At 59.3% G+C, this 14,090-nt stretch carries 12 protein-coding genes; 6 read left to right on the plus strand and 6 right to left on the minus strand.

What is annotated here, in order from left to right; translation table 11 throughout:
* Positions 1-95 precede the first annotated feature (95 nt).
* On the plus strand, positions 96-284 hold the full coding sequence (locus J2W40_RS07805; RefSeq protein WP_310223312.1) for a hypothetical protein: 189 nt from the start codon (positions 96-98) through the stop codon (positions 282-284).
* A gap of 49 nt (positions 285-333) precedes the next feature.
* Here J2W40_RS07805 and J2W40_RS07810 read toward each other — a convergent pair whose 3' ends face one another.
* Positions 334-1,668: an LLM class flavin-dependent oxidoreductase gene (locus J2W40_RS07810; protein WP_310223314.1), complete on the minus strand. Its 1,335-nt coding sequence runs from the start codon at positions 1,666-1,668 to the stop codon at positions 334-336.
* 221 nt (positions 1,669-1,889) lie between these two features.
* On the opposite strand from J2W40_RS07810, the gene J2W40_RS07815 reads away from it, so the two are divergent.
* Positions 1,890-2,834: an ABC transporter substrate-binding protein gene (locus tag J2W40_RS07815; protein WP_310223316.1), complete on the plus strand. Its 945-nt coding sequence runs from the start codon at positions 1,890-1,892 to the stop codon at positions 2,832-2,834.
* Between the two features lie 171 nt (positions 2,835-3,005).
* On the opposite strand, the gene J2W40_RS07820 is transcribed toward J2W40_RS07815, so the two are convergent.
* The 4 genes from J2W40_RS07820 to J2W40_RS07835 all read right to left on the minus strand — a co-directional run bounded on the left by J2W40_RS07820 (position 3,006) and on the right by J2W40_RS07835 (position 9,620).
* Positions 3,006-5,240 (minus strand): TonB-dependent receptor, encoded by a 2,235-nt coding sequence (locus tag J2W40_RS07820; RefSeq protein WP_310223319.1) that lies wholly within the window; start codon positions 5,238-5,240, stop codon positions 3,006-3,008.
* A 405-nt stretch (positions 5,241-5,645) separates the two neighbouring features.
* Positions 5,646-7,013 carry an LLM class flavin-dependent oxidoreductase gene (locus J2W40_RS07825; protein ID WP_310223321.1) on the minus strand — a complete coding sequence of 456 codons (1,368 nt, stop codon included), beginning with the start codon at positions 7,011-7,013 and terminating at the stop codon, positions 5,646-5,648.
* Between the two features lie 97 nt (positions 7,014-7,110).
* Positions 7,111-8,160 (minus strand): aldo/keto reductase, encoded by a 1,050-nt coding sequence (locus J2W40_RS07830; RefSeq protein WP_310223323.1) that lies wholly within the window; start codon positions 8,158-8,160, stop codon positions 7,111-7,113.
* A gap of 107 nt (positions 8,161-8,267) precedes the next feature.
* A complete protein-coding gene (locus tag J2W40_RS07835; protein ID WP_310223325.1) occupies positions 8,268-9,620 on the minus strand; it encodes an FAD/NAD(P)-binding protein in 1,353 nt (450 codons plus the stop codon).
* A 98-nt stretch (positions 9,621-9,718) separates the two neighbouring features.
* Between J2W40_RS07835 and J2W40_RS07840 the strand changes: the two genes are divergently transcribed.
* Genes J2W40_RS07840 through J2W40_RS07855 form a run of 4 tightly spaced genes read left to right on the plus strand, consistent with a single transcriptional unit; the run spans position 9,719 to position 12,978 of the window.
* The gene (locus J2W40_RS07840; RefSeq protein WP_310223327.1) at positions 9,719-9,856 is read left to right on the plus strand and encodes a hypothetical protein; all 138 of its coding nucleotides are present in this window, start codon (positions 9,719-9,721) and stop codon (positions 9,854-9,856) included.
* 1 nt (position 9,857) lies between these two features.
* Positions 9,858-10,835: an ABC transporter substrate-binding protein gene (locus tag J2W40_RS07845; RefSeq protein WP_310223329.1), complete on the plus strand. Its 978-nt coding sequence runs from the start codon at positions 9,858-9,860 to the stop codon at positions 10,833-10,835.
* Positions 10,836-10,839: 4 nt separating this feature from the next.
* Positions 10,840-12,021, plus strand: a complete 1,182-nt coding sequence (locus J2W40_RS07850; RefSeq protein WP_310223331.1) for an acyl-CoA dehydrogenase family protein — start codon at positions 10,840-10,842, stop codon at positions 12,019-12,021.
* Positions 12,022-12,033: 12 nt separating this feature from the next.
* Positions 12,034-12,978, plus strand: coding sequence for a D-isomer specific 2-hydroxyacid dehydrogenase family protein (locus J2W40_RS07855; RefSeq protein ID WP_310223333.1), 945 nt, complete (start codon positions 12,034-12,036; stop codon positions 12,976-12,978).
* A gap of 4 nt (positions 12,979-12,982) precedes the next feature.
* Here the strand turns inward: J2W40_RS07855 and J2W40_RS07860 are convergent, their stop codons facing one another.
* The gene (locus J2W40_RS07860; RefSeq protein ID WP_310223540.1) at positions 12,983-13,819 is read right to left on the minus strand and encodes a LysR substrate-binding domain-containing protein; all 837 of its coding nucleotides are present in this window, start codon (positions 13,817-13,819) and stop codon (positions 12,983-12,985) included.
* Positions 13,820-14,090 lie beyond the last annotated feature (271 nt).

The following is a 14,090-nucleotide window of genomic DNA, read 5'->3' on the forward strand; positions in this document are numbered from 1 at the left end:
TCTATCTAAATGGTAGTAATAGGAAGCGCGGATATATTTACCCGCCGATAGCTGGGTTTGTGGCCGCCCGAAGGGTTCAATCAAGGAGAGTTGATATGGCAATTGACGACCGACTCCACGCATTGAAGCAATCAATGGTGAAGGCTCAGAACGACGACACGCGTTACGCTGTGGCAGAAACCGTCAGGGACCTGGGCTATATAGACTTTCGTGATTTTTTCGAGGCGCGACCAGCTTTGTCCCATGTTGAGGTTATCGAGCGGACATTGAATTTGCATCCTTAGGATCGGAATGGCGGGAGATAGGCACATGCTTATCTTCCGTCGGCCAATTTCAAGCTACAGTCCTGCGCGCATCTGCAGTGCTGTAGCGGTTGTCGGGCACATCGAGTCCAAGTTGCTCGCGAAAGGTCGTTCCTTCATAATTCCGCCGGAAGATGCCTCGTGCCTGCAATATCGGAATTACTTGATCGACGAACAGATCGAGTTGACCGGGTAGTGGTTCGAATATCACAAAACCATCCGCCGCTCCCGCTTCAAACCACTGTTGTAATCGGTTAGCTACAGTCTCCGCCGATCCAACGAAGGCCCCACGCGGCGTGGCCAGCCGCTCTGCTACCTGGCGCAGGGACAGATTGTCTGCCCGCACTTCCGCCAATATGCGCAGCGTGCTGCTTTGCTGGCTATTGATACCGATATGCTCAACATCCGGGAATGGGCCGTCCAGATCATATTGGCGAAAATCATGATCGTTGAAGGTACGTGACAGGAAGCCAAGACCGGTGTCGATTGATTCCAGCGCTGCCAGTTCATGATAACGCCCCTCCGCATCTTCGTCCGTATCGCCGATGATCGGCGCAATGCCTGGCAGAATGAAAAGCTTGTCCGGGTTGCGGCCCACGCCCTTGGCACGGGCTTTCACGTCGGCAAGATAGGCCTGCCCCTCCTCTAAAGTCGGAGCGTGCGTGAAGATCACTTCTGCCCGGCGCGCAGCAAAGTTGCGGCCATCGTCGGACGCCCCGGCCTGAAATATGACCGGCTGCCCTTGAGGCGTGCGCTTGATATTGAGAGGGCCGCGCACCTGGAAAAATTCTCCCCTGTGGTTGAGACGATGAAGCTTTTCAGGATTGACGAACTGGCCGCTGTTCTTGTCTGCGACATGCGCGTCTGCTTCCCAGCTATCCCAGAGCCCCTGAACGACGTCCAGATATTCGCCCGCAATGCGGTAGCGCAGATCATGCGCGGGATGCTCGGCCTTGCTGAAGTTCGCAGCGGTGTCACCCAACCAGGACGTCACCACATTCCAGCCAGCCCGTCCCCCGCTCAAATGATCCAGTGAGGCGAACTGCCGTGCGACGTTGAACGGTTCGGAATAGCTGACCGTCAATGTGGCGACCAAGCCGATGCGGCTGGTCGTCGCCGCAAGCGCCGACAGGATCGTGATCGGTTCGAAGCGGTTGAGATAGTGGGGACTCGATTTTTCCGTTATGGACAGACTGTCGGCGACGAATAGAAAGTCGAATTTGCCGCGTTCGGCGATCGCCGCCTGCTTCTGATAGTGCGCCAGACTTGTGCTGGCATTGACGTCCCTGTCGGGATGGCGCCAGTCGTTCCACGTCCGCCCTACGCCATGGAGGATGAAGCCAAGTTTTATCTGCCTGTCCGTCATGTTCGTGCCTCTCGGAATATGATCATTCCCTTGGCATAGGCGTGAGGCATATTTGCCGACCAACGCGAAGTTCTGGTCTGCTTATGATTTGGAGAAATAGAGCAGCGTCTATTTGTCGGCAGGATTGAGAAGGATGCAAATTGCTATTTGGCATTGTCATGCCTCGGCGGCGTTCGCGACTGCTAATGTCGTAACCTCACTGTCCATGCAGGATTGGTTTCATGCCCATAACCCCGCGTCTTCTAACCCGCCGATCAACCCTGAGCCTCATGGCAGGCGCGGTGACAGCAGCCTGCACCAGCGGCGCCACCCGATCGGGCAAACTGTTCGTTGGCGATCAACGTGGAGGTTCCAGGGTCGTGTTGCAGGGGGCGGACAGGCTGGCCAATGTGCCTTACGAGATTATATGGTCGCAATTTCCCAATGCTGCCCCACTTCTTGAAGCATTGAACGCGGGTGCAATCGATAGTGGCATAGGAGGCGATTCTGCCTTTATCTTTGCGGCCGGAACAGACGCCAAGATCAAGGCGATCGGCGCACAGGCGACGCGGGGGATGGGGCCGGTTGTACTTGTAAGGCGAGATTCGAGGATAGGTTCGCTTGCCGATCTGGCAGGCCGAAAAGTTGCAACGCCGCGTGGATCCATCAGTCACAATCATGTGCTCGCCGTGCTGGAAGCCTATGGTCGATCCTATGATGCGGTCAGCTTCGCTTTTCTGTCGCCATCTGACGGGCGCGCTGCTTTGCAAAGTGGGGCAGTCGACGCCTGGGCCATCTGGGATCCTAATGCGGCCATGGCGGAGCAGGAAGGCGCACGAATATTGCCGGGCAAGAAAGATCTGGTCCCTGGCTATGGTCTGATGTTCGGACGAGAAGGAGCCATCCAGGACAAGCGATCGTTGCTTCAGGATTATCACGACCGTCTTTATGCCGGATGGGAATGGGCCGCGCGCAACCGCGAACCCTATATAGAGCTGATGCACAAGGATACCGGCCTCGCGCTGGACATATTGCGTATCACCCATGGCCGGGCGGATCGCTTTCCTGCCAAGGTCGATGCCACGCTGATCGCGCAGCAGCAGGAGACGGCGGATCGCTACCTGCGCGCTGGCGTCATCAGCCGTAAGCTGGACGTCGCCGGATTGTTTGACACCAGCTTTTCCTGAGCGCGTGCTTTTCTGCCGCTCTTTGGACTGTCTGTCGGCTTGATCTGCGGGCGGAAGGACGGTCGCCGCGCTGCGCCGCCGGTTGAGATATTCGTCCCGCCAGCGATAATCCGTCTTGCCTTGGCATAAGTCTGCTCCGCTCCTATGCGAGAGCGGAGCACGAAAGGCAGACTATATTTTGCCGCGCAGTGTCAGGCCATAGAGACGAGGCTCCCCTATTGCCGCGAGTGCCACGCCGTAGGTCGAATTGACGGAAATCGTGTTGTAGTAATTTTTGTCGAACAGGTTGCGCACCCAGAAGGACAAATCCCATTTGCCGTCCTGACGGCGCACACCCGCATGTGAGCCGAACAGGGCAAAGCCGGGTACGCGGGAGAAGGGATCGAGGTTCACCGTGGCATAATAGCTTGACCGATAGCTGCCATCGCCACCCACATAGACGTCCAGCCCGTTGCCTGCCGAATGGACATATTCCACCGTGCTGCCCAGCGACCATTTTGGTGCGCCCGAAGCCTGCCGCCCTGACAGGTCAACAGACGTTCTGTAGGATTCCAGGAAGGAGGGCACGGCATTGGCATATTTGAGATATTTTGCGTCATTATATGTCGCGGCAAATGTGGCGCTCAGTCCCTCGGCCGGGGCAATACGGGCGTCCAGTTCCACGCCGCGCGAACGCAAGGTGCCGACATTGGCAATGTACGATGCAGCAGGCGTCACCAGCGTATTGACGTAATTGGCCTGATAATCCTTGTCCTCCGTCCAGAATAGCGCACCGTTGAGTTCCACCGCGCCGCCTGCAAAACGGGTCTTGACGCCCAGTTCGAACGCATCGACCTTTTCCGGCTTTACGAAAATATCCACGCCCAACGTCTGCCGCACCAAGTTGATGCCGGGTGACTTATAGCCACGTGAATAGCTGTAATAGGCGTGAGCGCCGTCGGAAATATCCCAGGCTGCGATCAGCGTGCCGGAGATGTTGTCGGTGTTGCGCTTGGCATAATAGCTGCCAGTCGGCGCATAGGCGGCACGAAGCGCGACCGCGGTAGCCTGATATTCGACGGGCAGGCTGCTGATAGAGGCAATGTCTCCGCGCGCTTCTGCCGCATACAAGCCTGTTTTATGCTCATAGGTGTAGCGCAAGCCGCCGGTCACCCGGAAATTTGAGGCGATATTCCATGTCGCCTGTCCATAGGCAGCGTAGCTGTGTGTTGCCGGAACTACATGCGCAAAGGATTCAAGGCCGTCCAGAATCGCAGAAGGCAATGGCGAAACGGATGCGGTCGGCGTATTGGCGGTCCGCAGCCATGCGACTGCGTCCTTGCCATAGACTGTCCGCTGCTTGTCGTCAGCTTCCTGCCAGAAGAAATAGAGACCGGCACTATAGTCGATTGTACGTTCGCCCGTTGATGCGACACGGAATTCCTGGCTGAACTGCTGCTGATCTGTATCGACCACGCCCAGGGTAGATATTTCGGCACCGATCTGGTCGCCGTCATAATTGGGAATCCATTTCCAGTTGCGATAGGCCGTAATCGACGACAGCGTTACGCCCGCCAGATCCAGGTCCGCCTGCGCCTGAAAACCGTAGCTGGGCATCTCGTCATATTGTGAACTGTTGAGATCGACCTTGCGATCGAAGGCATTTACCGTGCCCGGCACATAGCCGACGTCGGCGGCGCGACGATAAAAGCCACGGACCTGCGTACCGTTGTTCAGCGTCGTCGGCAGGACAGCGGCGATGCTCTGGAATCCGACATCGCCCTTCTGGATCGAATAATCGGCGATAAAGCGAAGCCGGAAATTGTCGGTCGGCTTGTATAGCAGGTCGAACCGCGCAGAATGGTTGTCGAGATTGTCCCAGTCTTTCTTGTAAACTGTATTTTCGATCAGCCCGCCCCGCGACGTGCGCAAATAGCTGACCCGGACCGCCAGATCGTCGCTCAGTGCCGCATTCAAGCTGAAATAGCCCCGGAAATAGTCATAATTGCCGTAGGATATTTCCGCCCTCGCCTCGTTCGTGAAGGTCGGCGCGCGGGTCTTGATGTCGATCGCGCCGGCGACGGTGTTCTTGCCAAACAGCGTGCCCTGCGGCCCGCGCAGAAGCTGGATGCTCTCCACATCGATGAGGTCGGTGATGACTGATCCGGTGCGCGGCCGATAAACGCCGTCGACATACAAGCCGACGCCCTGTTCCAGTCCGTCGTTCGTGCCGCCCGCATTGGTGCCGATACCGCGGATCGTGATGGTCTGGTTCCGACCACTGAACCCCTGAATATTCAGGCTGGGAAGTTGCTGTACAACCTGCTTCAGATTGAAAGCACCCTGCGCGCTGATCGTGTCGCCGCTAATCGCACTGATGGCGATCGGCACCTTTTGCGCATCTTCCTGCTTGTAGCGGGCTGTCACGACGATGGCGTCTACGCTAGATTCAGCAGTGCCATCATCGGGGATAGATGTTTGCCCGCTGGCGATGCTTGGCAGAGCGCAACTCGCCAGCAAAGCAAGGGTGAGGTGAGGCTGCGAGGTCCGCTTTTTCTTGATGCTCAACATTGGTTCCCTTTGGCATGAGTTTAAGCTGCCTTAGGGAGCCGGAGGGCCGCGGTTCCAACGCGGAATGTATCGCGGTCTATGCGTATTTTCAAAGCATTGAGAGCTGCTCAATCCATTGGCCGCAGTGGTGATAGGTCAGTCGACGCTTCTATCGTTATGCTTGCAACCATCAGTTCGGCCGGGCAGGTGGCCACCCATATATTGCCGCCTGTGCAGCGATAAGGAAAAATCGGAAGTCCGATATAGGCCTCGCCTAGCTGTTCATTCCGCCGCGATCGCCTGCGCTTCTCGCTCGCGGGAGGCGTAGCGGTTTTTCGGCACGGGCAGGCCCAGATGGCCGCGCAGCGTGTCATACGCATAGTCGGTGCGGAACAGGCCGCGCGCCTGCAGGATCGGCACCACGCGTTCGCGGAACAACGCAAAGTCGCGCGGACGGGTCACCCGCAGCAGGAAACCGTCAGCAGCGCGGCCGGTGAACCAGCGCTCAATTTCATTGGCGATAGTTTCGGGCGACCCGACAAAATCCAACCGCCACTGGCCGAAGCGATAGGCGGCCTCGCGCAGCGTCAACCTGTTCTCTTGCGCCCGCCGGATGATGCTTTCTGCATGTCCCTTATAGCTGTTGAGCGTCACGCCAGACAAATTGGGAAAGGGGGCGTCCAGATCATATTGACTGAAATCATGATAGTTGAAGGCGCGGCCCAACTGAACAAGCAGCTTGTCGATGTCGAGCGCGCCCTGCGCCGCCTGCGCAATGACCTGCGCTTCCTCATCGGTGTCCGCAATGATCGGGACCAGACCTGGCAAAATCTTGATGAGGTCCGGGTTACGACCCAGAGCGGTCGCGCGCGCTTTCAAATCGACATAATAGGCGTGCCCCGTCTCGAAATCCTGCGCGCTGGTGAAGGTGCCCTCAGCGATGGCAGCGCCCAGATTGCGACCTTCGCTGCTGTCGCCCGCCTGAAAGATAACGGGCTGCCCCTGCTGCGAGCGGCTGAGCGCCAGCGGCCCCGCGACCGCGAAATGTTCACCCTTATGATCCAGGCGATGCTGCTTGCGCTTGTCCAGGAACAGGCCTGCTTGCCGGTCACGGGGGAAGGCGTCATCTTCATAACTGTCCCACAGGCCCTGCACGACATCGACGAATTCACGAGCGCGGGCGTATCGCACCTTATGATCGAAATGCTCTTCGCGGCCATAGTTGCGAGCCGCACCCTCCAGTCCGGTCGTAACGACATTCCAGCCTGCTCGTCCGCGACTGATCTGGTCGAGCGAACCGAACTGACGCGCGACATTATAGGGCTCCCAATAGGATGTTGTCAGCGTGCCAACCAACCCGATGCGCGACGTGGTCGCTGCAACCGCCGACAGCAGGGTCAGTGGTTCCAGCCGGTTCAGGAAATGCGGCGCTGTATCGGGCGTGATGTACGGCGAATCCACCACGAACACGAGGTCGAACTTTGCCGCTTCAGCGAGGCGTGCGTTGTCTATATACCAGCCGATGTCGATGCTGGCGTTGCCTGGCAGCTCTGGATCAAGCCAGGAGCTATGATCCGCGCCGACGCCTTCCAGTATCGCGCCCAGATGCAGTTGCCGCCCAGCCGCGCCAATCTCGCTTGTGTCGCTCACGCTCTCGTCCTTTTCTAGATCAGGACTGGATCATTAAGTCAGCGGCAAGCACAGGAATATCGAGGGCTTCTCATAGACTGATGGGAATAACTGATCGTCAGGGGCAGGGATCGGGGATTTCGCGATGAACCCCCTCGATCGCAGCTATGGCTTCATCAGGCAGCGTCAGGTCGGCACTGGCGATATCGATCTTGAGTTGATCCATGCTGGTTGCGCCGATGATGGTGGCCGTTACGAATCTGCGGCTGTTGACGAAGGCCAGCGCCATCTGCGCAGGGTCGAGACCAAATGCCTGGGCGATTGCCACATAGCGCGCGCTGGCGACCGGCTGGTTAGGCAAATCATATCTTACAAATTGCTTTGAAACGTCACGACGGGATCCGGTCGGAATAACGCCGCCAAGATATTTGCCGGTCAGGTTGCCACCTGCAAGTGGCGAATAGGCAAGCAGGCCGACATCTTCGCGCAGCCCAAATTCGGACAGGCCCTGCTCAAATGTGCGATTGAGCAGATTATAGGCGTTCTGGATCGATGCGACACGCGGCAAGCCTTTGTCCCGGACCAGGCGCAGATATTCCGATAATCCCCATGGCGTCTCGTTAGAAACGCCAAACGCCCGGATTTTGCCCGCCTGGACGAGATGTGCCAGCGCGTCGAGTGTGTCCTCGATCGGCACGGTGTCCGGGCCATCGTCGATCCGATCGAGCCCGCGCCGGCCAAAGGACGGGACGCTGCGATCGGGCCAATGCACCTGATACAAGTCGATATAGTCCGTTTTCAGCCGGGCAAGACTATCTTCTACGGCCTGCACGATGTTGCGCCGGTCGAGCCGGTTGTTACCGCCCCGGAAAGATCGGATCGGATCACGCGTCGGTCCTGCGACCTTGGTCGCCAGAACGATATCGTCGCGACGCCCCCGTTTTTCGATCCAGTTGCCGATATAGGTTTCGGTGAGAAATTGCGTATCCTTGCTGACCGGGGTCACAGGATAGGCTTCGGCTGTGTCGATGAAATTGACACCCTGCCCGACGGCATAATCCATTTGCTCATGGGCTTCTGCCTGGCTGTTCTGCGACCCCCAGGTCATCGTTCCCAGGCAGATGAGGCTGACTTTGATGTCGGTGCGGCCAAGCGTGCGATAATCCATGCGTCGGTGCATCCTTATTGTTGCTTGGTTGCTGCATAGTCCCGCCGGGGGAGAAGAAAAGTCGCGCGACGGTGGTTGAGTAGAACTCAACAAGCCGTCAACGGATATTATAACCCCTCGGCCTCGACCCAATGCGCCCCGGTGATCTGCCGTGCGAGGGCCCATACCTGTCGCCGGATATCCGGCACCGCGACGATTTCCCAATGCGCGCCGCGCGTCATGGGGCCTACGACAAACAGGCGAGACTGCGCCGATCCGCCGCGTGCTATAGCGTGGCATTGCTGATCTACATCTATACCGATGGCCAGTTGGTCGGGCCGGATCAGCCCTTGTGAAAACAGATTTCGCAGCAACGGGTCGGCTGTCCGCCGCAGGTCTCCAAGAGGACCTGTACAGTTGACTACTCGCGCAACTGTAAGCCGCTTGGCCCCGTCCTGTCCGCGATCGCGTATATCGACCGCGACCGCACCCTTTTCGAGCGCAGCCGCCAGCACCTTGGCGGCGCGGATGTCCAGCCTTCCTTGTGCCTGCATCGCATTAAGCCGTAAAGCGACAGGTGGTGCGATGCGATGACGATGGACGTCCCAATAGGGACGCAAATGGCGAAGGAACCGCCCACGTTCGGCAAGCGATGCGGCGCGCCACATGTCGGGCGTGAAAGGACGCAATTCATCGATTGCGTTGCGCCACCCCGTCTCGTCCGCACGACGACGCACTCTGTGCACCAACCTCGACAGGCTCCCCTGCGGCCGCTCCTGGCATGGAGCAAAAGGCGGTGCCGGGGCATGGCTTTGCGGGGCGAGCCCGCGCCGTGACAGCGCAATGATCCGTCCCATAAAGCCAGCGCTGTCGAGGCTGAGCGCACAATCTACGGCGGTCAGCCCACTGCCTAATAACAAAATGCTATCTGTATCGGTCAGCCCTTCGGCCAGATCAGCGGCCCAAGGGTCATCGGCATAGGCAGGGCCGTGGAAATCGGCAAAGGCAGGCAGTGTATGCGGAGGCAGGTTGCCTGGCGCAATGATGACGCTATCGGCTGCAACCATCTTACCCGATCCCAGTAGCAATCGCACGCCGCCCGGATCGATCGCTATGTTGATCGCTTCGTCACTCAGTACGGTCAGCCGATCTCCGGCCAGGAGACGCGCGTCCTCCAGCATAGCGCAAAGATAAGCGCCATAATCGCGGCGCGTTGCAAAACTGCTTTCCTGTCCCAAACGATGCTGCATCAGCCAGTCAGCAAAATGACCGGGTTGATCGGGCAACGCGCTCATATTGGCCGCACGCACGTTGAGGATATGTTCCGCCTGCGCCGCACCATAGGCAAGGCCGCGACCCAGGCGACCCAGATCACGCTCAATGAGCGTCACGCGAAGCGCTCCATGGCGCAGCAGATTTATCGCCAGCAGCGTACCGCTGAAACCGCCGCCTACGATAGCGGCATGGTCGACCTTCATCATGGATCAAGCATTTCTAATATTTGGCACAGCATTGCTTGTGAGACTTATCTCTACCGTTGCAATAGATAAAGCCATTATCTGTATGATGAAGGACGACCATGGCATTATTGCATTCTTTAGGGGCCCGCTGGCGTCGCCTGCGCGAGGCTGCGCGCCGCGAATTTCTACGCGATCCCAACGTGATCCTGTTCGAGCGTGGCGTCGAGTCTGGTCAGAGGGGCGAGGCGAGCCGCTGATATGTGGCCAAGACGCCAGTTTCTGGGTGCCGGGGCAGCGGCCTGTCTGATGCTGGCCAGCTGTGGCCGCGACCAGAGCGACCGGCCCCGGTTGCGTGTTTCCATTACGGGCAAGGGCGAAGGCGACACGCGCCTTCTGTTCAAGGCCGCAGGGATCGGGCCGGAAGGCTTTGATCTGCACTATAGTGAATTTCAGTCCGGTCATCTGGTGATAGAGGCGCTCAATGGCGGCTCGCTCGACTATGGCGGGATGAGCGAAATACCGCCTATCTTTGCGGCCGCCTCCACGATTCAGAGCTTCCGCCAGATCGCGGTCGCCCATGGCGATGTCAACAATCAGGTCGTTCTGGTGCCAAAGGACTCCAGAGCGCGTTCGATTGCGGATCTCAAGGGCAAGCGCGTGGGCTATGTTCGCGCCACCACGACCCAATATTTCCTTATCCGCATGCTGGAGGAAGCTGGCCTTGGCTGGGATGACATCATCCCCGTGGCCATGGGCGTGACAGATGGTGCCGCGGCCTTTTCGCAAGGTGCGCTGGACGCGTGGGCGATCTATGGCTTCCCGATCCAGCGCGCGATCGCGACCGAGGGCGCGCGCATCCTGCGCACGGCCTATGGTATTTTGTCGGGCAACTATCTAGTCGCTGCCCATGTCGATGCGCTGGCCGATCCTGATAAGGCGAAATTGATCGGCGACTATCTGGGACTTGTCCAGAAAGCCTATGGATGGGCCGCCACACATCGGCAGCAATGGGCGAACATCATTGCCCAGGATATTGGCGTGCCGCGCGATTATGTGCTCGACCAGTTCAAGCGCCAAAGCGCGAGCTATGAATTGCGACCGGTCACCGATGCCGCCATCGCTTCGCAACAGCAGGTCGCTGACCTCTTTTTCAAACAAGGCCTGTTGCCCAAGCCAGTCGACGTCCGCCCGCTATGGGACGCCCGTTTCAATTCCATCATTCCCAAGAAAGGCTGAGACCATGGCCAGCCAGCCGATAATCCTCGATACTGTCCCGTCCTACACGCCTGTCGCCGCCGGGTTACTCGATCATATCACGCGGCAACTGGGCGCAACTGCCGAGCGCTATGACCGCAGCGGCGAATTCCCCCGTGCCAATTTTGACCTGCTCGCGCAGGAGGGGCTGATCGGCCTCACCGTGTCGCGCGAGTTGGGTGGGCGTGGCGCGTCCCTGTCCGAAGCTATCCGCGTTTTGGGAGCCGTTGCGAAGGGCGAGCCTTCCACCGCTCTCATTCTTTTCATGACCTATCATTATCATGCCAGTCCGGCGCGAGCGCAGGGCTGGCCGAAAGCCATATACGAGCGCCTGGCACGAGACGCCATTGCGGGCCGCGGGCTGATCGGCGGCCTGCGGGTAGAACCGGAACTGGGCACGCCCGTGCGCGGGGGGCTTCCTGCCACCACCGCACGACGCACCGCCGATGGCTGGGCACTGACCGGCACGAAAATCTACTCCACCGGATCTACGGGGCTCGACTGGTTCTCTGTGTGGGCGAAAACCGACGAAAAAAATCCCCGCGTCGGCAATTTCCTGGTGAAAGCGGACAGCGCCGGGATACGCATCGAACCGGTATGGGATCATCTGGGCATGCGAGCGACCGTCAGCCATGCTGTACATTTTGCAGATACCCCTACGCCACTTGACCACGCGGTTGACATCCGCAGGCCTGAGCAATGGTCGGTCGGCGCTGGGGATCCGGGGCTGGCGATCTGGAACGCACTGTCGATTTCGACGATTTATGATGGCGTGGCGCGGGCTGCGCGTGATTGGCTGCGCGCCTATCTCAACGATCGGGTGCCAACCAATCTTGGGGCATCGCTCGCCACGCTACCGCGCGTGCAGGAAAAATTTGGCGAGATCGAAACGCTCCTTCAGATCAATTACACGCTGATCCGCGACGCAGCGGGTCGTTTTGACCACGGCTCGCCGCCGAGCGCAGTGGAGGTGAACAATATCAAATATGTCACCACCGCCAATGCGATCCGCGCGGTCGAAATCGGGCTTGAACTGACGGGCAATCCTGGCATCAGCCGGAAAAACCCGCTCGAACGCCATTATCGCGACGTGCTGTGCAGCCGTATCCATTCGCCCCAGACCGACACGATCCTGATCGCGGCCGGCCGCGCGGCCCTTGGTAATTAAAGGGACACGGCCATGTCGCTGATCATTGCCAGCCAGATGGAGGCTGATTTCAACCGGAGGCTGGGCCAGCATCCGTGCGCCCCCACGCTGATCGACGTGGCGGAGGACGAGCCCTGGACAGCCGCCGGTGAGGCGGACATATTGCTCGCCCGCCCGTCGCAGGCCTGGCGGCAGTCGCTCCATGCGCGACCCCATATCTGGCCGGGTCGCCTGAAATGGGTCTATAGCGCATCGGCCGGGGTGGATTTCTACCCGGACTGGCTGCTCGACGCGCCGCTCGTCACCTGCGGGCGGGGCGTCGCGTCGGAAGAGATTGCCGATTATGTCGTCGCCGCCATCTACGCTTATGCCAAAAATCTGGAAGCGGTAACGGCGCGTTCGCGTGCGCAATGGGTCCACGCCCCGCTCGGCCGGGTGTCAGGCACCACCATTGGCATTGTCGGCCTTGGCGCGATCGGCTGCTCGGTTGCCCGGCGCGGGCTGGCTTTGGGCGCGCAGGTCATCGGCGTCCGCCGTGTCGGCACGCAATCAGGCCTTACCGGGGTCGAACTTGTCCGCGACATCGAAACATTGGTGGGACGCGCCGACCATATCGTCATCGCCGTGCCCGCAACCCCGGAAACCCGTAATCTGTTCGATGCGGCTTTATTGGCAAAGGTGAAGCCTGGCGCGCACCTGATCAATGTCGCGCGCGGCACCGTGATCGACCAGCCTGCCTTGGTCGATGCGCTCGATCACGGCCCGCTTGGCTTTGCTACACTCGACGTGACCGAACCGGAGCCACTGCCCGAAGGCCACATCCTCTACACCCATCCCCAGGTGCGTCTCACTCCCCACATCTCCAGCAACCACACGCTGGTCCGCCACCGATTGCTGGAAAAGGTGCAGGGAGATCTGACCCGCTTCGTGCGCGGGGAAAAGCCCACGGATATCGTTGATCGAGCGCGGGGCTATTGACGATTCAGAGCGCCTGAACCGTCTCGCGCGCCAGTTCCGCCAGACGGCTCGCCGCCTTGTCCAGCCGGTCCCCGGCACGTAGGATCGCGGCGACGCGGGGTAGCGACGGCAGGCGATCATGATCCAGAATCGCGTCATCGCCCAGGAACAAATGGGTGCGGCAGGTGATGCCCAGTCCCGCGCCCACGGCGGCCTTCAATGTCGCCAGATTGGGCGTCTCCACCGTGATCCGCCATTGCAGCCCGGCATCCTCCAGTGCGCGGATCGCTGCCTCGCGGAACCGGCACGGCTCTTCCAGCACGGCGAGCGGGATGACCTCGCGCTCCACAAGCGCCGCTTCACCATACCAGCTCATCGGCGCGACGGTCACCGCATTGGGGTCGTTGGGGGCCGCAAAGCCCAGCAATATATCCAGTTCCCGCCGGTCGAGCAATGTCTGCAACTCCGCCGTTCCGGCAACGCGCGCGTAGATTTGCGCGTCGGGATGCAGTTCGGCAAAGCGCGAAAGCAGGCCAGTGAGCAGTGTATCGGCAAAGTCCTGCACCATGCCGATACGCGCGGGACCGGCAAAGCGTCCGGCACTGACTGCTGCGACCGCTTCATCGTGGAGGTTTAGCACCCGCCGCGCATAGTCCAGCAATACATCACCAGCACTGGTCAGCGTAAGCCGCCGCCCTTCGCGCAGGAATAGCGTCTGCTGCACCAGTTCTTCCAGTCGCTTGATCTGAAGGCTGAGCGCCGATTGGGTGACGAACACCTGTTCCGACGCATTCAGCATCGACCCGGTGTCGACGATGGCGACAAAGCTACGGAGCAAATTGGTCGGCAGATTGACCGGCACGATGGACCTCACACATTTGAAAGAAGCGTCTGCCGTCATTGGCCACCGCCACCGATAGCGCATGGCAATATATCTATCAAAATAGTAGAGATTGTCGTGGCCCATTAAAATCTTGGGTCGATGGCCGATAGCCCGAAATGCCCGATATTCCTGGATCTGCAGACCAGGAAGGGCTCCCAATCCCGACCTATAAATTTTCCCAATAGGTCAGCCATCCAAACTCAATTGAATTAGTAGAGAATTCATGTTGGGCTTGCGACCATGTTCACAA

The sequence above is a fragment of the Sphingobium xenophagum genome (genome assembly GCF_031457465.1).
GTDB classification, from domain to species: Bacteria; Pseudomonadota; Alphaproteobacteria; order Sphingomonadales; family Sphingomonadaceae; genus Sphingobium; species Sphingobium xenophagum_A.